Annotated in this window: 24 protein-coding genes and 2 pseudogenes; 11 read left to right on the plus strand and 15 right to left on the minus strand. The window is 66.8% G+C overall.

Annotation, left to right across the window (positions count from 1 at the left end):
- Positions 1 to 253: 253 nt before the first annotated feature.
- The 3 genes from QEG98_RS29350 (at position 254) to QEG98_RS29360 (ending at position 2,546) form a co-directional block, all read left to right on the plus strand.
- The gene (locus QEG98_RS29350; RefSeq protein WP_316563659.1) at positions 254 to 943 is read left to right on the plus strand and encodes a phosphoribosyltransferase; all 690 of its coding nucleotides are present in this window, start codon (positions 254 to 256) and stop codon (positions 941 to 943) included.
- Positions 944 to 1,144: 201 nt separating this feature from the next.
- Complete coding sequence (locus QEG98_RS29355) at positions 1,145 to 1,321, plus strand: FmdB family zinc ribbon protein (RefSeq protein ID WP_011555386.1); 177 nt, start codon at positions 1,145 to 1,147, stop codon at positions 1,319 to 1,321.
- Between the two features lie 52 nt (positions 1,322 to 1,373).
- Complete coding sequence (locus QEG98_RS29360) at positions 1,374 to 2,546, plus strand: CapA family protein (protein ID WP_316563660.1); 1,173 nt, start codon at positions 1,374 to 1,376, stop codon at positions 2,544 to 2,546.
- Between the two features lie 76 nt (positions 2,547 to 2,622).
- Here QEG98_RS29360 and QEG98_RS29365 read toward each other — a convergent pair whose 3' ends face one another.
- The 4 genes from QEG98_RS29365 to QEG98_RS29380 form a co-directional block, all read right to left on the minus strand.
- Entirely contained in the window at positions 2,623 to 4,086 is a 1,464-nt protein-coding gene (locus QEG98_RS29365) for an RtcB family protein (protein WP_316563661.1), read from the minus strand.
- Between the two features lie 22 nt (positions 4,087 to 4,108).
- Positions 4,109 to 4,531: an archease gene (locus QEG98_RS29370; protein WP_316563662.1), complete on the minus strand. Its 423-nt coding sequence runs from the start codon at positions 4,529 to 4,531 to the stop codon at positions 4,109 to 4,111.
- A 63-nt stretch (positions 4,532 to 4,594) separates the two neighbouring features.
- Complete coding sequence (locus QEG98_RS29375; RefSeq protein ID WP_316563663.1) at positions 4,595 to 6,076, minus strand: MBL fold metallo-hydrolase; 1,482 nt, start codon at positions 6,074 to 6,076, stop codon at positions 4,595 to 4,597.
- A 569-nt stretch (positions 6,077 to 6,645) separates the two neighbouring features.
- Entirely contained in the window at positions 6,646 to 7,167 is a 522-nt protein-coding gene (locus QEG98_RS29380; RefSeq protein WP_316563664.1) for a beta/gamma crystallin-related protein, read from the minus strand.
- Positions 7,168 to 7,335: 168 nt separating this feature from the next.
- Here QEG98_RS29380 and tnpA point away from each other — a divergent pair.
- Positions 7,336 to 7,530: pseudogene (tnpA, locus tag QEG98_RS42275) on the plus strand (IS66 family insertion sequence element accessory protein TnpA); the annotation flags it as partial.
- Positions 7,531 to 7,692: 162 nt separating this feature from the next.
- Here the strand turns inward: tnpA and QEG98_RS29385 are convergent.
- Positions 7,693 to 9,033, minus strand: a complete 1,341-nt coding sequence (locus QEG98_RS29385; protein ID WP_316563665.1) for a hypothetical protein — start codon at positions 9,031 to 9,033, stop codon at positions 7,693 to 7,695.
- Positions 9,034 to 9,703: 670 nt separating this feature from the next.
- Here QEG98_RS29385 and QEG98_RS42280 point away from each other — a divergent pair.
- Together QEG98_RS42280 and QEG98_RS29390 are read left to right on the plus strand one after the other, a co-directional pair.
- On the plus strand, positions 9,704 to 10,195 hold the full coding sequence (locus QEG98_RS42280; RefSeq protein ID WP_410477860.1) for an alpha/beta fold hydrolase: 492 nt from the start codon (positions 9,704 to 9,706) through the stop codon (positions 10,193 to 10,195).
- On the plus strand, positions 10,087 to 10,410 hold the full coding sequence (locus tag QEG98_RS29390; protein WP_316563666.1) for a serine aminopeptidase domain-containing protein: 324 nt from the start codon (positions 10,087 to 10,089) through the stop codon (positions 10,408 to 10,410). Before QEG98_RS42280 ends, QEG98_RS29390 begins: the two co-directional genes overlap by 109 nt.
- 60 nt (positions 10,411 to 10,470) lie before the next feature.
- Here QEG98_RS29390 and QEG98_RS29395 read toward each other — a convergent pair whose 3' ends face one another.
- Positions 10,471 to 11,496 (minus strand): serine protease, encoded by a 1,026-nt coding sequence (locus QEG98_RS29395; RefSeq protein WP_316563667.1) that lies wholly within the window; start codon positions 11,494 to 11,496, stop codon positions 10,471 to 10,473.
- A 276-nt stretch (positions 11,497 to 11,772) separates the two neighbouring features.
- Here QEG98_RS29395 and QEG98_RS42285 point away from each other — a divergent pair, with 276 nt between their 5' ends.
- Together QEG98_RS42285 and QEG98_RS29400 are read left to right on the plus strand one after the other, a co-directional pair.
- Positions 11,773 to 11,889 carry a DUF262 domain-containing protein gene (locus QEG98_RS42285; protein WP_410477861.1) on the plus strand — a complete coding sequence of 39 codons (117 nt, stop codon included), beginning with the start codon at positions 11,773 to 11,775 and terminating at the stop codon, positions 11,887 to 11,889.
- Positions 11,890 to 12,271: 382 nt separating this feature from the next.
- Complete coding sequence (locus tag QEG98_RS29400; protein ID WP_316563668.1) at positions 12,272 to 12,559, plus strand: hypothetical protein; 288 nt, start codon at positions 12,272 to 12,274, stop codon at positions 12,557 to 12,559.
- Between the two features lie 142 nt (positions 12,560 to 12,701).
- Here the strand turns inward: QEG98_RS29400 and QEG98_RS29405 are convergent, their stop codons facing one another.
- Complete coding sequence (locus QEG98_RS29405; RefSeq protein ID WP_316563669.1) at positions 12,702 to 13,103, minus strand: hypothetical protein; 402 nt, start codon at positions 13,101 to 13,103, stop codon at positions 12,702 to 12,704.
- A gap of 795 nt (positions 13,104 to 13,898) precedes the next feature.
- On the opposite strand from QEG98_RS29405, the gene QEG98_RS29410 reads away from it, so the two are divergent.
- Positions 13,899 to 15,374 (plus strand): Ig-like domain-containing protein, encoded by a 1,476-nt coding sequence (locus QEG98_RS29410; RefSeq protein ID WP_316563670.1) that lies wholly within the window; start codon positions 13,899 to 13,901, stop codon positions 15,372 to 15,374.
- A 56-nt stretch (positions 15,375 to 15,430) separates the two neighbouring features.
- Here the strand turns inward: QEG98_RS29410 and QEG98_RS29415 are convergent, their stop codons facing one another.
- From QEG98_RS29415 to QEG98_RS29425, 3 genes are all read right to left on the minus strand, one after another.
- Complete coding sequence (locus QEG98_RS29415) at positions 15,431 to 15,874, minus strand: M24 family metallopeptidase (protein WP_316563671.1); 444 nt, start codon at positions 15,872 to 15,874, stop codon at positions 15,431 to 15,433.
- A gap of 3 nt (positions 15,875 to 15,877) precedes the next feature.
- Entirely contained in the window at positions 15,878 to 16,231 is a 354-nt protein-coding gene (locus QEG98_RS29420; protein ID WP_316563672.1) for a hypothetical protein, read from the minus strand.
- Between the two features lie 132 nt (positions 16,232 to 16,363).
- Positions 16,364 to 17,047: a ferredoxin gene (locus QEG98_RS29425; RefSeq protein WP_316563673.1), complete on the minus strand. Its 684-nt coding sequence runs from the start codon at positions 17,045 to 17,047 to the stop codon at positions 16,364 to 16,366.
- 145 nt (positions 17,048 to 17,192) lie between these two features.
- On the opposite strand from QEG98_RS29425, the gene QEG98_RS29430 reads away from it, so the two are divergent.
- On the plus strand, positions 17,193 to 17,930 hold the full coding sequence (locus tag QEG98_RS29430; RefSeq protein ID WP_316563674.1) for a hypothetical protein: 738 nt from the start codon (positions 17,193 to 17,195) through the stop codon (positions 17,928 to 17,930).
- A gap of 304 nt (positions 17,931 to 18,234) precedes the next feature.
- On the opposite strand, the gene QEG98_RS29435 is transcribed toward QEG98_RS29430, so the two are convergent.
- Together QEG98_RS29435 and QEG98_RS42290 are read right to left on the minus strand one after the other, a co-directional pair.
- Complete coding sequence (locus QEG98_RS29435; RefSeq protein WP_316563675.1) at positions 18,235 to 18,453, minus strand: hypothetical protein; 219 nt, start codon at positions 18,451 to 18,453, stop codon at positions 18,235 to 18,237.
- Between the two features lie 174 nt (positions 18,454 to 18,627).
- Positions 18,628 to 18,756 (minus strand): annotated as a pseudogene (locus QEG98_RS42290) (transposase); the annotation flags it as partial.
- A 137-nt stretch (positions 18,757 to 18,893) separates the two neighbouring features.
- On the opposite strand from QEG98_RS42290, the gene QEG98_RS29440 reads away from it, so the two are divergent.
- Positions 18,894 to 20,606, plus strand: a complete 1,713-nt coding sequence (locus tag QEG98_RS29440; protein ID WP_316563676.1) for an RCC1 repeat-containing protein — start codon at positions 18,894 to 18,896, stop codon at positions 20,604 to 20,606.
- 109 nt (positions 20,607 to 20,715) lie between these two features.
- On the opposite strand, the gene QEG98_RS29445 is transcribed toward QEG98_RS29440, so the two are convergent.
- From QEG98_RS29445 to QEG98_RS29455, 3 genes are all read right to left on the minus strand, one after another.
- Positions 20,716 to 21,465, minus strand: coding sequence for a ferredoxin--NADP reductase (locus QEG98_RS29445; protein ID WP_090490061.1), 750 nt, complete (start codon positions 21,463 to 21,465; stop codon positions 20,716 to 20,718).
- A gap of 256 nt (positions 21,466 to 21,721) precedes the next feature.
- Positions 21,722 to 22,912: a hypothetical protein gene (locus tag QEG98_RS29450; protein WP_316563677.1), complete on the minus strand. Its 1,191-nt coding sequence runs from the start codon at positions 22,910 to 22,912 to the stop codon at positions 21,722 to 21,724.
- A 309-nt stretch (positions 22,913 to 23,221) separates the two neighbouring features.
- The gene (locus tag QEG98_RS29455) at positions 23,222 to 23,383 is read right to left on the minus strand and encodes a hypothetical protein (RefSeq protein ID WP_316563678.1); all 162 of its coding nucleotides are present in this window, start codon (positions 23,381 to 23,383) and stop codon (positions 23,222 to 23,224) included.
- Positions 23,384 to 24,014: the final 631 nt, after the last annotated feature.

Genomic DNA, 24,014 nt, shown 5'->3' on the forward strand with positions numbered 1-24,014 from the left:
GCCCCCTTGGGGTACACGCCTGCCCAGGCCGCGCTCCCTTCAGGTGAGTACCAGGGGCCTGGACCTCTTGGCGCCTCTTGAGCATCAACACCCCGCGGCCTGGGGTGGCCCTCCTGCCAGGGCCCACCTCGCACATCCCGTGGGCTGGGATTCGGTCCACTCACCGGACCACCCGGCCCCCAGGGCCTCGGACATCGACAGGCATCGGTGGACAGGTGCCCCGGCCATGCTTCTCTTGATCGCAGGGGGTGCCATGCACTTCGAGGATCGTGTCGATGCGGGCCGGCGGCTCGCCCAGTTGCTGCGCGAGCGTGGCTACACGGGTGAAGGCACGCTCGTCCTGGCGTTGCCCCGCGGGGGTGTACCTGTGGCCTTTGAGGTGGCAACAGCACTGGGCGCACCGCTGGACGTCTGGGTGGTCCGCAAGGTCGGTGTGCCGGGCTACGAGGAACTGGGCCTCGGCGCGGTCGCGGAAGGCGGTGTCGCGTTCGTCAACCGGAGGCTGATGGACGAGGTGGGCGTCACCGAGACGGACCTGCAAGGCCTCGTCCGTCAGAAGACGGATGAAGTGAAGGTCCGAGTGGCGCGCTTCCGCCAGGGCATCGGGGCGCCTCGAATCGAAGGCCAGCGAATCATCCTGGTGGACGACGGCATCGCGACGGGAGGTACCGTCCGAGCCGCCATACAGGCGCTCCGCATGCACCAGCCCGGCAGCATCATCCTCGCGGTCCCCGTCGCGGCATCCCAGACACTCGCAGAGCTCGCCCCCCTGGCGGATGACGTGGTGTGCGTGCTTTCCACGCCGTCGCTGTATGCCATTGGCCAGTGGTACGCCGACTTCCAGCAGGTTCCAGATGAAGCGGTCGCGACGCTCCTGGCTCAGGCCCGGCTCACCCTCGGTCACGACCGTCACGCGCCGCCCGGCGACACGGCCCACTCCTGACCGGGCGCCCGAAGCATCAGCGAGCCACCACCACCCGGGCCGCGATACCCCAGTCTCACAGGAGCCCACCGGGCGCAGTTCATCCCGGCCCTCCGAAGGAGCCGCCATTCCAGCGCAGGGATGGCAGCTCGAGCCCTGCCGTGCATCACGCTCCATCCCCATCCTTCACAGGAGGCCATCAGGCCCGAGCAGGAGCGAGTGATGCCCGTCTACGAGTTCTACTGCCGCAAGTGTAAGGAGCCCTTCACCGAGATCATGAGCGTCAAGGAGCACGATGAGCGAACGCCCAAGTGCCCACGCTGCCAGGAGACGAAGGAGGTGGAGAAGCGCATCTCCACCGTGCATACCGTGACCACCAAGAAGTGGCTGACGCTCTAACGCGCTCCCGGGCTTGCTCCGCGCCGCACCTGTGGCGGGGGGCCGACTCACGATGATTCCGGATACGCCGGACAGGAAGCGGAGCGCCAATGGCTCGACGCCTTCGGCCTCGGGGAAGGTGCTCACCCTCCTGCTCTGCGGAGATGTGATGACGGGCCGGGGCATCGACCAGGTCCTGCCCCACCCTGCTCCGCCGGGCCTCCACGAGGACTACCTGAAGGATGCGCGGGACTACGTCCGGCTGGCAGAGGAACGCAATGGCCCCATCCGGACGCCCGTCGGCTTCGGTGAACTCTGGGGTGACGCGCTCGACGAGATGGAGCGAGCCGCGCCGGATGTTCGAATCATCAACCTGGAGACGAGCGTCACCACAAGCGAGGCGTGGTGGCCAGACAAGGGCATCCATTATCGCATGCACCCGGAGAACGCGGCTTGCCTTACAGCAGCCCGGCTCGATTGCTGCGCGCTGGCGAACAACCACGTGCTGGACTGGGGCTATCCAGGGCTCCTCGAAACGCTGGCGACCCTCCGGCGCCTGGGCATCGCCACCGCGGGGCTCGGGGAGGACCAGGAGCGAGCACGGCGGCCGGCCATCCTGGATGTGACCGGGGGCCGGGTCACCGTGTTTTCGTTCGGTGATAGCAGCAGCGGAATCCCACCCGTCTGGGCCGCGACGGAAGACCGGCCCGGCGTGGATCTGCTGCCAGCGCTGACACCCACCGCAGTGCGGCAACTGGGCGAGCGCGTCGCGGCCGTCAAACGCACGGGCGACATCGTCGTTGCCTCCATTCACTGGGGCGGCAACTGGGGCTATGCAGTGCCGGACGCGCAGCGGGCCTTCGCGCGAGCGCTCATCGATGAGGCCGGCGTCGACATCATCCATGGCCACTCGTCGCACCACCCCCGCGGCATCGAGGTCCACCGGGGCCACCTCATCCTCTACGGCTGCGGAGACTTCCTGAACGACTATGAGGGAATCTCTGGCCACACGGCCTTCCGTCCAGACCTGACGCTGCTGTACCTGGCGTCCATCGCCCCGGCCACCGGTCAGCTGACGGGCCTCCGCATGCTCCCGATGCAGCTGCGCCAATTCCGTCCCCATCATGCCTCACGACAGGACGCTGAGTGGCTGGGCGGCGTCTTGGACCGGCAGGGGCGGGACCTCGGGACCCGCACACAGCTGGCATCAGACGGCAACGGTGCGCTCGTCCTTCAGTGGACGTGAGCCTCCCAGCCAAGCGACGAGCGGCCTCAGGGCCCCTGGTTCCCCCGCACGCCTCCGGTCCAATGCAACCCGGCGCTCAGCCTTTCAACACCGCGAGCGGCACCAGCCGCGCCACTTTCCGCGCGATGCCAGCCGCCTCGACCACGTCCACCACCCGATCCACGTCCTTGTAGGCCAGGGGCGCTTCCTCCGCGAGCTCCGCATTGGAGGGACACTCCACGGCGATGCCCTGACGATTCAGCGCCGCGCGCAGCTCACTTCCCACCACCTGGCGCTTGGAAGCGGCCCGGCTCAGCCGCCGTCCCGCCCCATGGCAGGCGCTGCTGAGTGAGATGGCCTCGGCAGCCTCCTTCCCCACCAACACGAAGGACGCCGTGCCCATGCTTCCGGGGATGAACACGGGCTGGCCGACCTGATGGTAGGCCGCGGGCAGCTCGGGGTGCCCTGGACCGAAGGCCCGCGTTGCGCCCTTGCGGTGTACACAGAGGCGCTGGCCTCCATGCGGCTCCAACTTCGCGATGTTGTGGGCCACGTCATAGACGATGCGAGGCCACGCAGCGGAACGGTCTCCGAACCACCGGCGGAACACGTCGCGCACCCGGTGGGTGAGCACCTGCCGGTTGGCCCAGGCGAAGTTGGCCGCGGCGCACATGGCCGCGAAGTAGTCCTGCCCCTCCGCCGACGACAGCGGCGCACAGGCGAGTTGACGGTCCACGAGCTGGATGCCCTCGCGGGCCAGGGCGCGATCCATGGTGCGCACCGCATCCGTGCAGACCTGGTGCCCCAGTCCACGCGAGCCCGTATGGATGAGCACGGTGAGCTGGCCCTCGAACAGCCCGAGCGCCGGGGCCGCCTCCGAGTCGAGGACGCGCTCCACCCGCTGCACTTCCAGGAAGTGATTGCCGCCACCGAGCGTGCCAAGCTGGTCATGCCCCCGCTCCCGTGCCCGAACGGAGACCTTGGCCGTGTCGGCGCCATCGAGGCAGCCTCTGGCCTCCAGGTAGTCGACGTCCTCCGGTGTTCCCAGTCCCAGCACGTCCACCAGATAGGGGACGCCCTCCCTGAGGACCCGGTCCATCTGCTCGGGAGCCAACGACAGGCGGCCATGTCGGCCGAAGCCTGTGGGAATGCTCCGAGCGAGGTCGTGAGCCACCTCCGGCAGCACCTCCTTCACGTCCTCGTGCCGAAGCCCGGTCGCCAGCAACCTCACGCCGCAGTTGATGTCGAACCCGATGCCGCCCGGCGAGATGACGCCATCTGGCAACGCTGTGCCCGCCACACCGCCCACGGGGAAGCCGTAGCCCTCGTGCATGTCCGGCATTCCGATGGCGAAGCCCTGGATGCCCGGCAGTGTGGTGACGTTGACGAGCTGAGGCACGCTCCGGTCGTGGACCATCTGCTGGAGCAACTCCGAGTCCGCGACGATGCGGGCCGGTACCCGCATGTCCTCTCGGAAGCCCTGGCCCAGTTCATACAGGGCGGGCCCTATCTGCCGGATGAGCGGCTCGAACTGCTGCGGGACCTCGTGAAGTGTCTCCATGCTTGCCTCATGACAGGGGGGCTCAGACATCGAGGACGACCGTGGCCGTGAAACCATCGTCGTGCTCGTTCAACTCCAGGCCATGGAAGGTGGCGGCCTTCACAGCGGTCTTCAGCACGGGAGGCGAGACGCCGCGAATGTGGGCGCGCAGCGACCGCTCTTGGAGCTCGTCCACCACGAGGTCCGTGTAGACGCGCTTCGTCAAGTCCGAGCGGGCGATGAGCTCATTGAGCCAGTCGACGAGCAGGGCCTCGGTGTCCGCCGCCACGAGCGCGACGCGCTCCACCGCCGATTCTGGCGAGGGCTGCGGCAACGGTGCCTCTCCGAGCATGAGCTCCGCGAGCGCATACCCGGCCTCCTCGAAGAGTTCCGGGAGTCCCGTGCCAGAGATGCGGAGTTGAACCTCACTGACGTGCGGTTCGAATTGATGCGTACCTGACTCCACGACCGCCTCCTTCCCGCGCCCGCAGTGGAGATGCCCCCATCCGACGACAACCTCGTTGACGGCTCACGAAGGCGACGGTGGAGAGGCGTCCTGCTCCTCTGTCCCCATGGAGCGCGTTGCTTGTTCGAACTCGACCTCCGACGGCGGGCCTGTCCGCACCGGAAGTTCCAGCCGCCGCCATGCCGACATGCCGCCCAGCACGTTCGAGACCTGCTGGAAGCCGTTGCGGAGCAGGATGCTCGTGGCGAGTCCGGAGCGGTGGCCTGTGCTGCACACCACCGCGACTGGATGGTCCTCGCGCAGTCCCAGCCCGGAGAGGCACTCCTCCAGCTCTGTCACATACGCATGTCGTGCGCTCCGGATGTGGCCACGCTCGAACTCCGAGCGCTCGCGCACGTCGAGCACCTGGAAGCCCTCCATCTGGGAAAAGAGCGCCTCGGGCGTCAGCGTGCCGCTGCTCTCGACAGGCAACCCCTCGTTGCGCCATGCCCCGAATCCCCCCGTGAGGACGCCCTCCACCTGGTCGAGGCCGACGCGGGCCAGGGCCAGCACGGCCTCCTTCGAGTCCGCGTGCGCAGGCAGGACGAGGAACAGCGGCGTGCCCGGCTGTACCATCTGTCCACCGAACACGGACAACCCCTGCATCCAGACATTCAACGAGCCCGGGATGTGGCCACCCGCGAAGGACTCGGGCTCACGCGCGTCCAGGACAAGGCCACTGTGACTTGCCCACTGAAAGCGTTTCGGCTCCAGGAAGGGGGTGGCGGATGAATCGGCGGAGAGTGGTACGCCACCGCGTATGTTCGCCTCCTCCATGCGCGAGAAATACGAGGGCCGGTGAAGCCGCTCCTGCACCTTGCGCTGGATGAAGTCGCTCCGGCTGGAGGTGAACACGGGGTTGTGCAGGCGCTCGAAGCCCAGTGTCGTCAACTCCCTGTCCGCGATGCCGCTGCCACACACCGAGCCTACCCCATGGGCCGGGAAGACCAGTGTCTGGTCCCCCAGGGGCAGGACCTTCTGATGGAGCGAATCAAAGAGGAGCGCGGCGTTCTCGTAGATTCGCTCTGGCGCAGCCAGGTCCGTGCGCCCTGTCTCTCCAGCAAAGAGCGCGTCGCCCGTGAAGACGCCCCAAGCCTGGGCATGGTGGGGATCCAGGTAGACGGCCCAGCTCATGCTCTCTGGAGTGTGGCCCGGCGTATGAAGCGCCACCAGCGTCAAGGCCCCCAGGTGTAGCCGCTCTCGCTCGCCCATCCGCACGTCGGCATGGCCGGTGATGGGGTGCCGGCCAGCCACCACCTGCGCGCCTGCAATGCGGGCAAGCGCGGAGGTGCCCTCAACGAAGTCTTCCTGGCGGTGCGTCTGGAGCACGTAGCGCAGCCGCAACTCCTGCCGCCGCAACACGTCCAGGTAGACGTCGACATCACGCCGGGGGTCGACGACGAGCGCCTCGCCGTCACTGCCCAGGATGTAGGTGATTTGGGCAAGGCCCTCGGTCTTGATGGCCTGGAAGTACATGGCCCCTCCTCCGCTGAAGGTGGTCGCCATGACTGGAAAGAGCATCACGGGCACGATGCGTTGCCGCCTGCATGGCCCGTCGGGAGTCCAGCCAGGAGCGGAGCATCCTTCCCCTCTTCTGAGTTGCTACCGCACGCCTGCCTGCGCGAATGGCGTCCGTGGAATTTCCATCTCGCCTTCGCAACGCCGCGTGGAGGGCTGCGGGTGCCTTCCGACCACGCAGCCGTCGCGTGTTCGAGAAGTGCGGCTTCGCCGTCGAGGGCACGCTGTGCAATTTCGAGCCTGCGCCTACGGAGGTGCAGCGCCGCAACGGCCTCCAGGTGGCTCCACGCTCGATCATCGGCGCGCTGGTGCCCGAGGACGTACCGGGCTGCCCTGGTACGCGAACGTGGCGCGTGCGCTCGCCGTCTTCGACTGGAGGGGCGAGCGCGTGCAGACGATCAGGGCACCAGCTCAGCCGTGAGCGTGAATGGGGTCACCGAGTGGGGGTGGGCCGCCCCCTGCCGTCGTGGATGCAGGTGATTCGAGAGTCTCTGGGGCTCGAAAGGATGGCGGCCCCCGCGGCAGGGACCGTCACCTGGAATGCCGGCGCGCCAGCATCAGGAGATTCTGATGCTGGAGGTGTTGTTGTTCATCGCGCCCAGGCTCGGGGCGTCGGAATTCACGGGCAGCGTGTCGCCGGAGAAGTTGTCGTTCTTGTATAGGACGACCGCCAGGCCCTGCGGCTTCACCGAGCTGATGGTGTTGTTGTCGATGCCGTACAGCTCCAGCTCGGCCTGGGTGTACTGGCCAGGAGGCAGGTCCACCTCCTTGCCATCGAATTGCTCTTTGTAGAAGAACCTGGCCCTGGGCTGCACGGGCACGGAGATGACTCTGATGCTGGAGGTGTTGTTGTTCATCGCGCCCAGTTCCTCGGCATTGGCCACCACTTCGAGCTGGTCGCCGGTGAAATTATCGTCCTTGAAGAGGACAGCCTTCACGCCAGGCGGCACCCTCACCGAGCTGATGGTGTTGTTCCCGATGCCGCGCGCCTCCAACTGGGCCCGGGTGTAGTTGCCAGGCGGCAGATCGACGTGCGTACCCCCGAAGTCTTCTTGGTAAAAAACGGTAATGTTTGCCATTGCAGTTCTCCTCCCTTGAGCGGCCCCGGCCCATTCTTTGCCAGAACCGCCGGAAGCATTGGGCACCGCGATCCGGAAAAGCAATCCGTCTCCAGTACCGTATCCATTTGGCCAAGAACGTGCTGAGAGGCGTTGAGTGAGGAGTCGGCGCCGAGGCCCCTGGCGGGAATGTCAAAGCCGGTGGAGAAGCAGGAGTGGTTCCGGGTCGCTGAAGCCTTCGAGGCGAGCGGACTGACGCAGAAGGAGTTTTCCCAGCATCGAGGCGTGCGGTTGATCACGTTGCAGTCGTGGGTATACCGGCGTCGACGACAGCAAGGCGAGAATGGCAAAGCGGTTCGCCTGCTGCCGGTGGAGGTGGCGACGACGCCAGCGGCAACGGAGTCGATGTTGGAGGTGGTAACGACGAGCGGAGCGCGGGTTCGCTTCGGCACCTGGCGCGAGGAGGCGGAGGAAACCAAGGCCGAGGTGAGCCGTATCGGCGGGGAGGTGGACGCGCTCAAAGGGCAGTTGGCGGCCCTGGGAGCGTCAGTTCGCGCCCAGGCTCCAGCGCTGCACCAACTCCGTCCTGCGGGACGGGTCCTTCAGCAGTTGGTTGGCCCAGTGCAGGGGACCGGCCCGCCGCACCATCTCGAACTCGGCCGCGAGCAGGGGGATGACCCAGAGCAGGTTCACGGGCGAGCCTGGAGGCAGGGGCACGACGGGCCCCTGTGCGATGACGAAGTGGCGCAGCCCCAGGAGCGGGTCGGAGACGACGGCGATGTCGCCCGGCGCCCAGGCCGGCTGGCCGCCCTCGTTCGATTGCATCAGCGTCCCCAGCGCCGACAGGGCCAGGGCGCGCTCCGGGCTGTGCGAGTCCATCCACGCCGCCAGCTCCACATGGGTGGCACTTGAATCCCGCTTTCCGCTCGCCTGCGGCACCCAGCCGAAGCCATTGGTGACAACCGTGAAGCCGCTCTGGCCCAGGCGCGTGCGCACGAGTACCTCGTGCGGGGGGAGCGCCTGCGAGGCCGGAGGTGCAATGTGGGCGATGGTGTCGCCCGGCAAGGCGCCCTCCAGGGCATGGCGGAAGAGGGCCTGGTACGTATTGACGCCCACGGTCGAGGAGAACGGCTTGCCCGGTGCCGACGCCCGCGCCCAGCGGGTGAAGGGAGTCGCGGCATCCGAGAGGCGCTCGAGCATCAGGCTGGAAGGCTCGCCGGCGCGGACCCGGTAGCTCATGGTGTCTCCGCCGAATGGCTCGGGCCAGGAGCCGGGCTGCACGCCCAGCGGCACCTCCAGGACCTCATCCGCGGAGAGCGGGCGGTTCTCGCGAACCATGCGATAGGCGGCGAAGTACAAGGCCTCCCGGCCACGCGACGTCTCCCACGTGTCCCACACCTCCGGTGCGAGCTGGAGATCCGGCAGCCCGAAGCTCTCCAGGCCGCGCAGCTGAAGGTAGCGGCTGCCCCGGCGGCGGGAGAGATCGACCCAGGCGCGGAACGGACGGTAGTCGGGGTGGGCCAACTCCCGGAGCAGCCGAGCGAAGATCCTGGCGTCCTTCACGAGCGAGCCTGCCTGGTGCAAGACCACCGCCGTGCCATTGAGAGCAAGGCGTGAGACCAACAGGGAGAAGACGCGCATCACACCGTCCTCTGCCCATGGGCCCGGCCTGGCTCCGCCTCGCATCGGCTGCTCCTCGGCATGACGCGGGGAGATGCCGGAAGCGAGCGTCAGGTAGCAGCCCTCCCGAGGAAGGTTCGGAAACTGCCGCAGGTCCAGGCCCTCACGGGGCAGGGGGCCGTTTCCCCTAAAGACACGCACGGTGTGCCGGCCGTTCGTGAGCCGGACTCCCTGGCCGACCTCCACGGTGAAGCCCAGCTCTGCCAAGCCTAGTCTCGAGAGCCACGCGCCTGGAGCCTCCGCGAGGCCGGGCAGAGGCTCCGCGAAGAGGACCGAGGCATGAGCCAGCGGGCGGGGAGGCGGCAGTCCCGCCGGGCCCTCGGCAATGGAGATGGCGTCTGGAGAGGAGTTCACGAGAGCGGATCGGGGATCGTGCATGAGAATGGGACACAGGGAGCCTGGCCGGGCGCCGGCAGCGCCTTCGCGCGGGGCACATCTCTCAACGCGCCAGAGCCCTCCGTCACTCCTGACCTCCTGAGCCGGAGTCGGCCCCTCCGAGTGCCTGGTCGCCTCATCCAGGGAGTCCTTTCCCAGCGCCTTGCAGCAAGGTCTGACCCAGTCGGCGCTCTTCTGACGCATAAGAGGGATGGGGGCCCTGTTGAGGAGGGAGGGAGGGTGCACCCTTCACGAATGCCAAGACCCTTAAGCCTGCCTCCACACCTCACGCAGGCGAACACCTCGAAGTCGAACGTCCTCCGGAGCGACTCTGCGAAAGGCCACTCGTGGTGTCCTCTCCTTCAGCCGCTCCTTCCTGGCCGCTGCCTCAAGCTCCGCGCTCGCCTTCTGCGCACCTGCTTGAGAGAGCTGCGCGGCCGCGACCGCGTGGCGCACACGCCCCGCCGCGTCCCCCGGCTTCGAGCGGACCGCCTCCGACGGCATGTGCCTGAGCAGCGTCCGGTGGGAGCCCGCCCATCCGTCCGTGCGAGGTGTGGTGGTCGTCATCCACGGCCTGAGGGACTACTCCGACCGCTACGGCAGGCTCGCGGAAACACTCCAGCCCCAGGGGTTCGCCGTCGTCGCCCAGGACCACCGGGGCCACGGCCACTCCGGCGGTGACCGCCAGCGCATGGAGTCACTGCAGCAGTTGGTGGACGACGTGGATGGCGTGGTCCAGGACGCTCGCGTGCGACACCCGGACGCGCCGGTGGTGGTGTTCGGCCACCGCATGGGCGGGCTCATCGCCACGCACGACGCGCTCCAGCATACCCCCGACGTGTCGGGGCTGAGCCTGAGCGGCGCGGCCATCGCGCTACCGCCGGGGTGTCCGGCTTCGACCCGCGACTCATCACCCACGAGAAGCTGCCCGCGCGCTCCGCCAAGGCGCTCATCGCCGCCATCGAAGCGCTCGAGGGGAGGCTCCAGGACCTGAGACTCCCCCTGCTGGTGGTGCACGGGGGCGAGGACGTCATCACCTCCATCGAAGGCAGCCGCGCCCTGGTGGCGCAGGCCACGATCGCCGACAAGCGCCTCATCATCTACGAGGGCCAGCGCCACGACCTCGCGCACGAACCCGACGCGGAGAAGGTCATTGGAGACATCGTGGCCTGGGTGGGGGCCCACGTCCCGCCGAGCGCCGCCACCTGACAATGGGAGCGGTCGCGGGACACAAGTCTCCCCCTGAAACCACCCAACCACAGCGCATCATCAGTACCGCGAGCGGCTGTTGTCTTCGACCTGCTTATTGATCCAGGAACGGAACCCAGAGACCCGGGCATAGACACCAGGCAAGCCCGGCCTCGCGCAGCCCACGCCGAAGCTCGTAATTCCGTAGAGCACGTATCGGCCACCGACCTGAGCGACCAACGGCCCTCCGCTGTCCCCCTGGCAGCTATCCTTCCCCCCTGACATGTACCCAGCCCCGAGCATCACATCGGGATCGATGGTGATGCCTTCTTTCTTGTACGCAGTCGTCAGGGTCTCAGAGTTCACGGTGGGAACCCACACCTGCATCAAGATGGAGGATGTATCGTACCCCCCCTCCCTGGTAAGACCCCATCCTGCGGTCACCATCATCGTACCATCCGGGACATCCGCACCCACCGACGAGAGCCCCACAGGGTTGAGCGACGTTTCAGCCAACGAGGACTTCGCGACCAGGTTGGGACGCATGACAACACTGCCCTTGCCGCACGGAGCACCGCTCACCGAGAACGAATCCTCCGGGAGACACACAGGCTGTACCGTGGAGGTGAACTTGATGGGCTTGTCGAGCACGACAACCGCAACATCGTTCTCCGTCGTATCCGGGTCGTACTCTGGATGGTAGACAGTCCTTCTCGCGGCGACAACCTGCTGCGAGGACGACGGGCGATTGAAATCATGAGCCCCAGCGACGACAGTCAATCCGGATGTTCCGTCGTAGACGCAATGGGCAGCCGTGACCACGATATCGCTCTCCTCCTTGTTGCCAACCCTAATGAGAGAACCACCGCAGAAGTGTTTGTTGTATTGCTGCAGGCTGACAATCCACGGATGACTCCCAGGACGTGCCTCGACCCCTCCCACAATCGCCTGGTCCATGCGGCCCGTCGCTTCGACGTCCTGCCTCTCCAGCTCCGGACCACCACATCCCAACAGGCTGACCGCGACAATCACTCCACTTACGAAGCGCAATGCGCCCTCCTTGCTCATGCGACACATGCCAACAGCAAGCCACATGCCATGCCTCAACTAAAGGAATCCCTAGCGCATTCGACTCACGGCGCGCCGTTGACACGTCAGCGAGCTCTCGCAGAGACGGGATGACGCGTCAGCCGTCCATTCGTCGTGCCGCGCGGGCCTAAGAGCCAGCCTGGGTCACTCCTGGGTCATCTCCTGCGTCTGCTCGGACACACGTACGATGGAAGCTCTCCGCTTGGGGGGCCCATAAAGATCGATGATGAAGGGTCCGAGCCACTGCACGAGCTCCTGAAGGCCGCGAGTTCCGACCAAGGCGCGACGCTGCTGGTGCCTGACCTTCAGCGCCCGTACGTCTGGACACCAAACCAGGTCACGCTGCTCGTTGACTCGTTGCTTCGCGGATGGCCGTTCGGCCCCCCTGCTCTTCTGGAAGGTGCTCAGTGAGGACCTCGCAAGGATTCCGCTGCGGCCAATTCTGGCGTGTCGCAGACCGCACAGGCGCGTTCGACGACGAGCAGGTCAGCAAGAGCAACCCGCCGGCGGAATTCCGCATGGTCCTCGATGATCATCAGCGCCTACAGAGCCACTTGCTCGCGTTCGGCGGTGATAGCTGAGGCTTTCGACTGCTCGACCACGAGTGGTCGACAGTCCTTGATGCGGAGCGGCCTCGAGGGCGCTACGCGAGACTCCACTGGTCGATGGGCCACCTTTGCCTCGACGTGTGGTCGTTCCGCGAGCGTGTCCAGGTTGCGGGCGGCGTCGCGAACGTTGACTTCCGCGACGTACTGTCCTGGGCTGTCCAGAGCCCCACCAAGGCCGGTCGACAGTGAAAAGACCCGCCAACTACAAGCATCCGATCGCGAGTTTTCAGGACGCGGAGAACAAGGGGCGCTTCATTCGCATCAGCCGCCTGTGGGAGCTCGCGTCGACGCAGGCCGGCCTGTTCGAAAAGTATTTCAGCGACAAGCTCAAGCCACTCCTGGAGTTGCATGACGTTCCCAAGGACATCATCAATGACGTGCTCGAACGCATAAGAGGGATGGAGCCCCTGTTGAAGGCGCTCCAGAATTGCCCGCCCCCCGGGGGCCCGCTTCACGTGCGCCAAGCCCCCTAAACATGCCTCCACACCTCACGCAGGCGAACACCTCGAAGTCGAACGTCCTCCTGAGCAACTCTGCCCGCCAGGACATCCAGGCTACGCCATCACCCTGCGGCCCAGGCCCGGCGTCTGGGTCACGGCCACCCGGCGCTGAGGCTCAATCGTTGCAGCAGACACGGTAGGCGCCCTGATAGGGCGGCCCGTCCGTCGCCATGCAGTCATCGCCAATGGACTTCACGCCGCCACGCTCCGCACAGAACCGCGGCGCCTGCTGACGCGACATCGCACAGGCCTCCTCCCGTGTGCTGTACGTCCCCCGAGCCTCGACGTAGGGGCATGGCTTCGCCGGCGGCTGTGCCGGAGCCTGCTCCGATGGCTGTGCCGACACCTGCTCCGATGGCTGTTCAGACGCCAGCGGCTGTGCCAGAGCCTGCTCAGGCGGCTGCGCAGACACCGGCGCCGACGTCGGCTCGGGCTTGACCTCGGGGGTAACGCTTCCGCACGCCATCATCAGCAGTCCCACGGCCACGCCCCCGAATACCCTGATGCCTAGCTTCATGTGCCAGCCCTCCCTGTGCTCACAGTGGTGGAAACGTCGGAGCATACACGGGATTCATCGCCGGTCCTGTGCTCCTGGAAACGCTGGTGCCCAGTATCCGTGCGCATGAGTGCGGCCTGTCAGCCCCCGGCCGCCCGAATGCAAGACAGGCAGGCCCGGGGCGCGGTGGCACCGGTCCGCCTCCGCGTCCGCCCGCTGGCGGCAGGCCCGGCGGAGGGTGTTCGTCCACCGGGTCACGATGGACACGCGCCATCACGGGGTGTCTGTCCGGAGGCGCGCGGCGACCTGGTCAGGGACGGCGCCTCCGGCGGGTCTCTGCGCGCCGGGACACCCACCGGGCCCGGCATTGTCGCCGGGCACGGACTCGGACCAAGCTGCACGCGCCGAGTCCCGCCGCAACGGTTTGGCGTGTCCTCCCAAAGGTCTCTCATGAACCCCAGACATCCCCACGCCCGCTGGGCCCTCCCACTGCTCTGCGCGACACTGGGAACCACCGCTTGTGACAACTCCCGGTCCGAGCCGATGCCCCCACATCACCCCGACGAGCAGCCACCCGCGGTGCGCGTCACTGCGCGGACGGAAGGCCCGGCGTACTGCCGGGAGGGGACGTGGACGCTCTCGGTCTCCGTCGAAGGCGGCACTCCGGAGCGAGTCCAACTCATCACGAACGACGAGGTCCCCACGCGGCTGGAGGCTCCGTACCAGCACGTCGTCGACTGCGCCACGCATGCCGAGGGACGCTTCGCGTTCAAGGCTCGTGTTTGGGTTGACGGTAAGTACGTCGACGCCGAAGCGGTGGCCGTCACGGTGGACCGCACGCCGCCCACCATCGTCTCCGTGAGACCTGGCCACAGCTATCCGTCCGTGGCGTCACCGATTGCGTTCGTCTTCTCGGAGCTACTGCTACCGGAATCCCTCTCGTCCGCGCCGACCGAGCTGCAAAACTGGAACAACAGCCCGGTCCCGCTCGCGCATCGAGCGGTTCTCCGTGAAGGCGGAACCGTCCTCGAATTGGTGCCAGCGTCGCCACTCCAGGTACCTGTCAGACTGGGCGCGACGCTGCTCCAGCGGAACCTGACCGACCTGGCCGGCAACCTGCTCGACCCGAGGCTGACGGACAGCGAACTGATGTACTCCGCCCACTACCTGCCTTTTCGCCGCGTCGCGGAGCCCTTGTTCCCGCAGTACGGCGGTCCATTCGTCATGTCATTCGCACTTGCCCGTGACGCGACTGGCCCAGTGCCAGTCATCGCCTTCAACGATTTCGACCTGCATCTTGAACAAGAACCCCACATCGCCCGGTGGGATGGACATGCATGGCAACGGCTCCCCCCATTTCGAGCGGAGCATGAGCGCTCCGCGAACATCCTTGCGTATCAATTGGAGGCCCGGGACGGCGTGCTTGTCTTCCAATGGCGAGAGCGGAATGCCGCAACCGGGGCGACGTTGCTCCAGTTTGCGCGCTACACCGGGACGGCCTGGGAACGCCTTCCGGTCCTCCACATCGGCCCATCCGAGTACCAATTCGTCACGATGACGTTGGCGCCGCAGGGAAGACCTGTCGTCGCCGTACGACGGGAGCTCGGCGGTCTCGAAACCGAGGTTCGCATCATCCGCTGGACGGGGACGGAGTGGAAGCCACTCGGTGCGCCCCTCGACGCGAATCCAGCGCCGCAGACTCCCGCGATGCGAGTGGCCCTCGCCGCGGATGACACGCGCGTGGTCGTAGCCTGGGAGGAGGCGACCCACAACTTCGACCCTCCCCACAGCTACATCCACGTCAGGACGTTCGAGAACGGAATCCAGGGTCCCACAGGTGTGCCCATTCCCGTCAGGACGAACACCTCCGTGGACAGCATCACCCTTGCGATTCAGCCAGACCACCACGCCCTCATTGCATGGATGGAGAACGGCGCCATCTGGTACTCCGAGCACGGCAACATCTACAGCGCCGAGGCCCTCCGCTTCTCATCCGCGGCACTGGACTCAGCGCAACCCAACTGGGTCCCGCCCGAAGACATCAACCTCGGGCACAGCATCGGCAGGTATGCGTCGCTCCGGCTCGTGGTCGGCAACGACCTCGATCCCTGGCTTGTCTGGAACGAGCACGGCCCATACGGCTACTACACCCAGGCCTACTTCAGCAGGCGCCGGCCCACGGGCTGGGAGCCCAAGCAAGTCATTGGGTGGGAGTTCTTGCATGGGTTCCATCTCGACGAAGACGGAACGCCCTGGGCTTTGTCGGGCGACGCCGTGCTGCGCCCACAGTGAGGGGCCGCGAGCGGCGCCTTCACGGTGCCGCTCGCCACGCCTTACGGGCCCCGTGCTCAGCGAACCAGGTGGAAGTCCGTCCGACACTTCCATGCCCAGTGCACGCGGCCCTCGGCGTCGATGGTGACGTCCTCTTCCTGCGCGGAGCGCAGCAACTGGCCGTTCCACTCCGGCACTGCGGACGTGGCCTGGAGCTCGATGGAGTACCACTGGTTCGCGATGAACTGGTGGTCGCCATTGCCGGGCACACCCTCCTGCCGGTCCCACAGGCCCACCATGGGGCCGGCGCCGTGGCTGTGCAGACCAATGGGGTGCGAGTACACGGTGCCGTTGATGCCCTCTGCGCGCATCCGCTCCCGCGAGACGCGCAGGATGTCATTGCCCGAGCGCCCCGGACGCAGCTCCTCGAACACGATGTCTTGCAACCGGTTGGACGCCTTCAGTGCGGCCTTCAGCCCTTCGGGCACGTCCGTCTCACCCTCGCGCAGCACATAGCCCATGTGCTAGGTGTCGGTGTTGAGCCCCAGCGCAGTGACGCTGTAGTCGCAGTGCAGCACGTCGCCGCGCTGGATGACCGGGTTCTCGCCCAGCCCCTTGTCGTCGGCGCCATGCCGCTGCACGTCCACCGACGATTGGAACCACGTCTCCAGGCCCAGGTCCGCCAGGCACTGCCGCATCCACCACTCCACGTCACGGGTGGTGGTGACGCCCGGGGTGATGACCTGGTTGGAGAAGGCCGTCTCGATGATGTTCCACGCGAGCTTCGTCTGCTTCTCGTAGAAGCGGGCCTCATCCGCCGAACGCCAGGCTCCCTCAAGCGGGGGCGGAGCCGGGGCTGGAGGAGGAGAGCCCGGCACAGGCGGCGACGCTGGAGTCGACGAGGGAGCGCACGCCGCGATTGGATTGGGCGGGACTGCTGCGTGGTGTTGAGCCCAAGCGTCCACAGTGACGTGCGACGGGGAGTTGGCGCCCGCGGGCTGTGCCTCGCCTTACCAGGGGCGGGCCTGGCCCGGAAGGCCAGGTTCCCACTCCTCCTGCGAGTACCACTGCACCGCGCCCAGTTCACCTGCGCCCTTCAGCCACTCCTCGATGATCTCGGACACCGTGATACTTCCTGCATGTTGGAGGAGCCACCGGCCTGGTACGTCGCCGATGGGGTTGACCGTCACTTCGTGGAACCCATTCTCGGTCCAGGAGAACGAAAAGGAGGCGCTGGAGGCGCTCCTCTTGATGTGAGTGGTTCGATAGTTGGGTTGTTGGCCCGTCAGCCAAAGACGGAAGCGCTCAAGCACAGCCGCTGACTCCCAAGCGCGAGTATCGAGACGCTGTGCTTCGACAGAGACGTGGTCCCGCAAGACAGGGCGGATCCCTGCGGGCAGAGGCGCATCGCACTGGTCGCGTTCCCCCGCTTCAGTGAGCCGGCGCAGGATGAGGGGATGGGTCCCCCGGTACCGAACGCATCCGAACTCCTGGCAGCGAACGACCATGAGCGCGCCGTCGACCTCTTCGGGAGTCGTGGGCTGTCTCTGGACGTAGCAGTCGCCGCCAAGTCGTTCGGTCGCGAACGTCTCTGGCGCAATGTGTGTGGGAACACCGCATGCGGTGCAGCACTGGTCCACGACATAGAAGTCGCCAGGCACATTCATGGGATGGGGCTCGTGCGGCTTCGACATCCGGTTCTCCTTGAGAGCGAGCCTACCTGGGAGCCGGGCTAGGCGCTGTGCGATTCACGGAGAGACAAGGCTCTCGATCCTTCACGATTCGTCTACACTCGCCGCGAATCCATTCTTTCACGGAGATGTCACGATGTTCAGCGCCTTGTCGCGCCCCCTACGAACGTTCACTGCAACCACCGCGCTCCTGGCCCTCACTGGCTGCGGTGAAGATACGCAGGACCCGCTTCCGGGTCCTCCCGAGGAACTCGCCTGCGATTCACAGACCTATGCGGAGGCCGTCCGCAACGCGGCCGAACCCACGGTGGCGGACATCTCCACGGAGCTGTGGGCCATCAGCCCGTCGAATCCGCGGCTCATCTGGAACGAGTCCCGGACGGCCGTGCGCATGGCCATCTGGACCACGTTCGCTGGCTACACGCTAGGCGAGAACACGCTCTCCCGTGAGGTCTGGGTCACACCCGCGCCTCAACTCCAGACGTTCTGCAAGACGGTACCCGAAGAGAAGCTCGTGGGTCGCCTCAACCAGTACCTGGGATTGCCCCCGGCCACGGAGAACGACAACGCTCGCTACGTCGTCGAGCTGTGGGTCCGGCCCGAGAACCTGTTCCGGCCCTGCCCGGACGCGGAGATTGACGACGCCTCGTGCGGTCTTCAGTTCCCAGCCTCCGCCACCTCCGAGCACAAAAATTGGATCAACGCCTACTACGCCTCCAGCTATGGGTTCTGGCAGAGCACGCACTACCCCTGGACCGGGTTGGGCTACACGTATGATTGGTGCAACGCCGACACGCGTGTGGGGGCCAGTGAGTACGTGGTTCGCGCTGACTCCCTCGTCGAAGTGACGGGCAAGTTCGAGCGCGCCATCTACTGCGCGCCGTAGCGAACCGCACCGGACCCCGGGCACGCGGGCCACCTCGTCAGTGAGGGCCCTCGTGTCTGGTCGCGGAAACGGGCCCGACGGGTCTCTTTCTCCGTAACCGTCCGGTGGACGTCGTGCCGGGAGGATTGATGGCGGACGAGGACCGTGTTCGGCGAGCGCCGCGAGGAGCGAGGTGCTCAGGGACTGGGCTGGAGGGGCGACTCGGCTGAGTCGGCGGCGCGTCGCCTATTCCACTCGTGGGGTAGCGCTGGCGCCTCACCTGGGCCACGTCGATGCCGTCCAGCAGCATCGCGCGAACACTGCCTCACCGCCCCAGCGCGCCGACGAGCCGGGCCACGTACTCCACGTCGGTGCCGACCGCGAAGCGAACCCGCGCTCCGCTCGTCGTTACCACCTCCAACATCGACTCCGTCGCCGCTGGCGTCGTCGCCACCTCCACCGGCAGCAGGCGAACCGCCTTGCCATTCTCCCCTTGCTGGCGCCGACGCCGGTACACCCACGACTGCAACGTGCTCAGCCGCACGCCTCACTGCTGGGAGAACTCCTTCTGTGTCAGCCCGCTCACCTCGAAGGCTTCAGCGACACGGAACCACTCCTGCTTCTCCACCGGCTTCGACATACACGCCAGGGTCCACGGCACCGACTCCCCACTCAATGCCTCTCAGCACGTCGCCGGCCGGACGGATACTCCCGTCGGACGACGCGTGTAGCGGCCCAGCACTCCCCCCGAGCTGCCACTGTGCCTCGTGCGGGGAAACGCCACGTCCACAGCCCCCGCTGTCGTCACCAACGTGCGCAGGTAGCTGCCATTGCGCGCGTCCACTCGCCCCACCATCGGCTGGTCGGCTTGCACCTCTTCGTGCGCGGGGGACTCACTTATCGGGACCCGACCGCGCCATGAGGCTGGCCTCGCGAGTAGGTTGTGTGCGTTGGTATTCCCAGACCCAAGCTTTTGAGACTGACATGCACCGAAGCCCTGGCTCCATCCTCCCGACCCGGGGGGCCTCTCCGCGTCCTTTCCTCCCCGTCAACGCCCTGCTGGTGTCCGTGCTGCTGGCCCTTGGCTCCGGCTGTGGCGCCTCCGAGCCCGACAAGACGGACGACTGTCCGAACCCGTCCGTCGGCTGCGGCCAGCAGGACTCCGGGACGCCCGACGCGGGCGACCCCGACGCCGGCAATCCCGACGCCGGCAATCCCGACGCCGGCATTCCCGACGCGGGCATTCCCGACGCGGGCATCCCCGACGCGGGCGACCCCGATGCCGGCAATCCGGACGCGGGGCATCCCGATGCTTGCAACCCCGACGCGGGCAGTCCTGACGGCGGAGGGCCCCTGCCCACCGCCCCCACCCTCATCGAAAGCTCGCAGTCCGCCCACCAGGTATCGGCCGGGCAGACGGTCACCTTCCACGTCACCGGAAGGGATGACCTGGCGTGCCCGCTTCAGTTCACCTGGGACGCCAGCTCGGGCACCCTGGGGAGTCCTGTGACCTCCGCCGCGACGAGTGATGTGACATGGACAGCTCCGCACTGCGTGCTCTGGAGCTCCGAGGTCACCATCACCCTGACCGTCACGAACAACGCCCGGCTCTCCACCTCCAAGTCCTTCACGGTGTCCGCCCCGCGATGCCCGGGCCCCGTGGTTTCGGGTGGTGTCTCACACTCGCTGGCCATTCGTGGCAATGGCACCCTATGGAGCTGGGGGAACAACTCCTTCGGCGAGCTCGGCGATGGGACGAACGCCACGCGCCACGCCCCCCTGCAGGTGCCGGGGTTGACCGACGCCACGGCCGTGGCAGGGGGCCACGCCCACTCGCTGGCCTCACGCGCCGACGGCACCGTCTGGGCCTGGGGGCTCAACGGCGGCGCGCTCGGTGATGGGACGACCACCTCCCAGTACGCCCCTGTGCAGGTATCCGGGTTGACCGACGCCATCTCCGTTGCCGCGGGCTCCAGCTTCTCGCTGGCCCTGGGCGCCGACGGCACCGTCTGGGCCTGGGGACTCAACGGGAACGGCGAGCTCGGCGACGGGACGACCACCGATCGCCTGACCCCGGTGCGGGTGTCTGGCTTGAGCAACATCACCGCGCTCGCCGCGGGCACCGGCCATTCTCTGGCCCTGGGCGCCGACGGCACCGTCTGGGCCTGGGGACTCAACTTCCATGGCGAGCTCGGCGACGGAACGACCGTCAGCCGCCCCCTCCCCGTGCAGGTGCCCGGGCTGACCGGCGTCATCGCCGTGGCCGCGGGCATGTACCATTCGATGGCCTTGCGCAACGACGGCACCGTCTGGGCCTGGGGGTGGAACCTGAAAGGTGAGCTCGGTGATGGGACGACCACCCAGCGAGAGAGCCCCGCGCAGGTGCCCGGAGTCACAGGTGCCATCGCCGTGGCCGCGGGTGGCTACCATTCGCTGGCCCTGCTGCGCGACAACACCGTCCGGGCCTGGGGCAAAAACGAAGATCGCCAGCTCGGCGACGGGACGAATACCGACCGCCATACCGCCGTGCAGGTCTCCGGGCTGACCGGCGTCACGTCCGTCTTCGCGGGCGGTGGCCATTCACTCGTCCTGCGTAACGACCAGGCGGTGTGGGCCTTTGGCTCCAATATTTTCGGCCAGCTCGGAGATGGGAACACGCCGTCCGGCCACGGTCCCGTCCAGGTCTCCCTGCCGTGACACCGTGAGGGAAGCCGGTGCCCGGCGGTGGAACCGCGAGTCCGCCGCCGGAGCCCCTCCGGCGCGAGGTGGCGCCCCGCCTCGTCATTCGACGAGGCGGGGCGGGGGCTCAACGACTGGCGAAGGCCTTCTCGATGAGGAAGTCGCCCCGCTCGTGTGAGTCGCCTTCCTGAAAGCCGAAGCCTTCGAGAATGGTCGCGGTCTCCTTGATCATCTCGTGGCTGCCGCAGATGACGACGCGGTCGTGCTCGGGTGAGAGCGGCTTCGCGCGAAGCAGGTCGGTGATACGGCCCTGGTTGCGGAACGGCTCGCGCGTGACTGTCGGAAAGTACGTCAGCTTCTCGCGCACGAGTTCACCCAGGTACGGGTCGTTCGGCAGCACCTCTTCGAAGAACTTCGAGTACGAGAGGTCATTCACATGGCGACAGCCGTGCACCACGGTGACGCGCTCGAAGCGCTCCCAGGTCTCGGGGTCTTTCACCATGCTCAGGAACGGCGCGAGGCCCGTGCCGGTTGCGAGCATCCACAGGTGACGGCCCGGCCTGAGGTTCGCGACGGTGAGCGTGCCCACCGCCTTCGTGCCCACGAGCACTTGATCGCCCGGAGCGACCTTCTGCAGCCGCGAGGTGAGCGGGCCGTCCTGGAGCTTGATGGAGTAGAACTCGAGCGTGTCGTCGTAGTTCGCGCTCGCCATCGAGTACGCGCGCATGAGCGGGCGACCTTCGACCTCGAGGCCCATCATCACGAACTGACCGTTCTGGAATCGGAAGCCGCTGTCGCGCGTGCAGACGATGGAGAAGAGACGGTCAGACCAGTGTTGCACCGAGAGTACACGCTCGGTCGTGAAACCAGTGGCCATGGTTCAGCCTAGCTCCTTGTGAGTGGTGCCCCCATTGCCACGTGCCCGCCAGGCTGTCCTCCTTTTGCCAATGCAATGGCACAAGGCCAACGAGTTGGCACACGGGTCATTCGCGGCGCCATGACTCCGCGGAAGTCAGGCCGCGTCCCAGCTCGCCTGCCTCCTGTGACAGCGTGGCCAGGTTCCCCCTCATGGTACCGCCCCGGAAGGCACCACTGCCCGGCTCACGTGGGGGACCGGGCAATGGCGGAGAGGGCTAGAGGCCGTCGTGGTAGCAGAAGCCGTGGCCGCGGTCGAAGCCGCCACCGGAGAGCGCGTAGTTCATGTAACCCAGCTCATCGCCCGGGCCACACTCGGAGCGGGCGCGGTGGTAGGGGTAGCACTCGCCCTTGCCGTCGCGGTCCAGGTCGGCACACACACCCCGCGCGCCCTCGGTGCCACAGTAATGCGCGAAGCCCAGGCTGCAGATCTCACCAATCAGCGCGGGGTCGAACGTGAAGCCGTTCTGCTCGAGGACGGACTGCTCGGTGCACAGGCCGTACACGCCGCACATGGTGCCAGAGGGGCAGCCGGGGTTGGGTGCCATGAAGTCACACGTCTTGAGGCACTGGGCGTTCTCCGACAGCAGGTCGGTGCAGGCGAAGCCCTGCTCGCAATCCGTCGAGGCCAGTTCGGACTCGCTCGCCGCCGCGGTCTTCGTGCAGGCCTCTCCCTGGACCTTGGTCCCCAGCGCGCGCTCCAGCGTGCCGTCGGAGGCGACGTAGTCATCCGGGACGCAGGTGGTGTCCGGCAGGTTCGCCGTCAGCGAGCCCTGGCGAGGGTCGCACCCGTCCTGGCGCACCGTGTTCCACGTCGCGAAGCGAATCCACCGGCACTCGCCGCCCGGAACCACCGCGCTGCCCCAGTACGGCGCGTTGAGGGGCGGGGCATCCACCGACTCACGCAGCGTCACGTTCGTCAGCGCGCCCAGGGTCTGCTGCGGCGACACCTTCACCGCGAGCAGGAGCGTGCCCGCGTCGGCGACGAAGAACTTCTCAGCGGGCGAGCCCTCATCCTGATAGCCGAAGACGCAGCGATCACAGGTGAAGGTGTTGCCTCCCCCTACGGACAGGTCATACACGCCGGGCGCCGTGTTCACGTCCAGGCGGATGCGCGCCGGGTCCGGGAACGCCGGGTCGCCAAAGTTGTCGAAGTTGCCGCGGTACGTCGGCTGCGGTGAGTACATCGTCGGCGTCAGCCCGATACCGTTGGCCAGCTCCCCCATCGTGATTTCGGTGCAGCCCGCGGGAGGTTGGAGCTGCTGCGCCTGCGCCTTCACGGCCTCGATGGCTTCCTGTTCGGGCGCCGGCTTCCGCGCCTCCTGTCCACAGCCAACCAGACCGGCCAGCAGCACCGCGCTCCACCCCATTCCCTTCACGTTCGCTGCCTTGACAACGGGGAACGACATATCGTTTCTCCGATTCCACTCAGACGCTGTCTGAGTTTCTCTGCCCGGACGCGCCGGGACCTGGTGAACGCCATTTCACGTGATGGAGGTGAAGCAGCGCTTTGGCCGTCAACGGGCGAGATGGAGGTTCGAAAAGCAGGGATGCCGGCCTGGGCAATAGACTAGCGAAATCCCGTCACAAGTCGGAAGCCATACCCAGCTCAAGGGGATGGACTGTTGCAACGGGATTGAAAAAGGCCGTTGGAGGATGACACGCGGGTTGTGCGCCGGGCCGGACGCCCCTTGGAGCACTCGCCGGCCCGAGCGCTGCTACGTGCTCGAACCCCGGGCCCGTCGTTCTGGCGAGGTCGCGAGCAACCACGCCACGGCGCGGAGCACCGCGACCGCATTGGCCGGATGCCTCACGTACGCCGCGAGCTCCAGGCGGGAGAGCCGGCCCACCAACGAATCCGGCCCGCTCACGTCCACCATGACGCCTCCGCATGTCGATACGGGCCGCGGACATGAGGCACGGGCGATGAGGCGTTCGGGAGCATCCGGCAGCGTGATTCCCAGCACCAGCATGCGGCCCCATGAAGGCGGTGTACTCCTGGGGGGGTGCGTGCGCCCGCCGTGCCCAGGAGCCGCCCCCGCAGGAGAACGGCTACGTTCTCGTCCTCCAACAAATGTCATTTCGAGACATAGCGGATATTTAGAGCTAGCCGCCATATCCACGCTTCCACGATTCAATCAAAAACCACGACTGAACCATGAATACACGACGCAGCGCGCCGACCTGATGCGGCGGAGACGGGACACGTCGCGCAGGCGCCAGACACCTCGAAACAGCCAGATGTGCAACTGGCGATACATTTGTAACGCGCATTCGCCACACAAACAGTGCGGGCCATCCGTCGGAGCAGCCGTCCCGGTTTCTCACCGCGCCCTGGCGCGTATCAGCCCGGATTCTCGTTGAAATGCCCCGTTCCAGCACGAGTCAGACACCTCTGGCCCGCTGCCGCGTCGCACGCTGCGAGTGAATCAATTTGTAATCAACGACGCTCCTGCTAATCGTGTGTAGCAACTTTGCGAACAGGCCGTGACGAATGCGGTCCTCGTGACG

Source organism: Myxococcus sp. MxC21-1 (assembly GCF_032612255.1).
Lineage (GTDB): Bacteria > Myxococcota > Myxococcia > Myxococcales > Myxococcaceae > Myxococcus > Myxococcus virescens.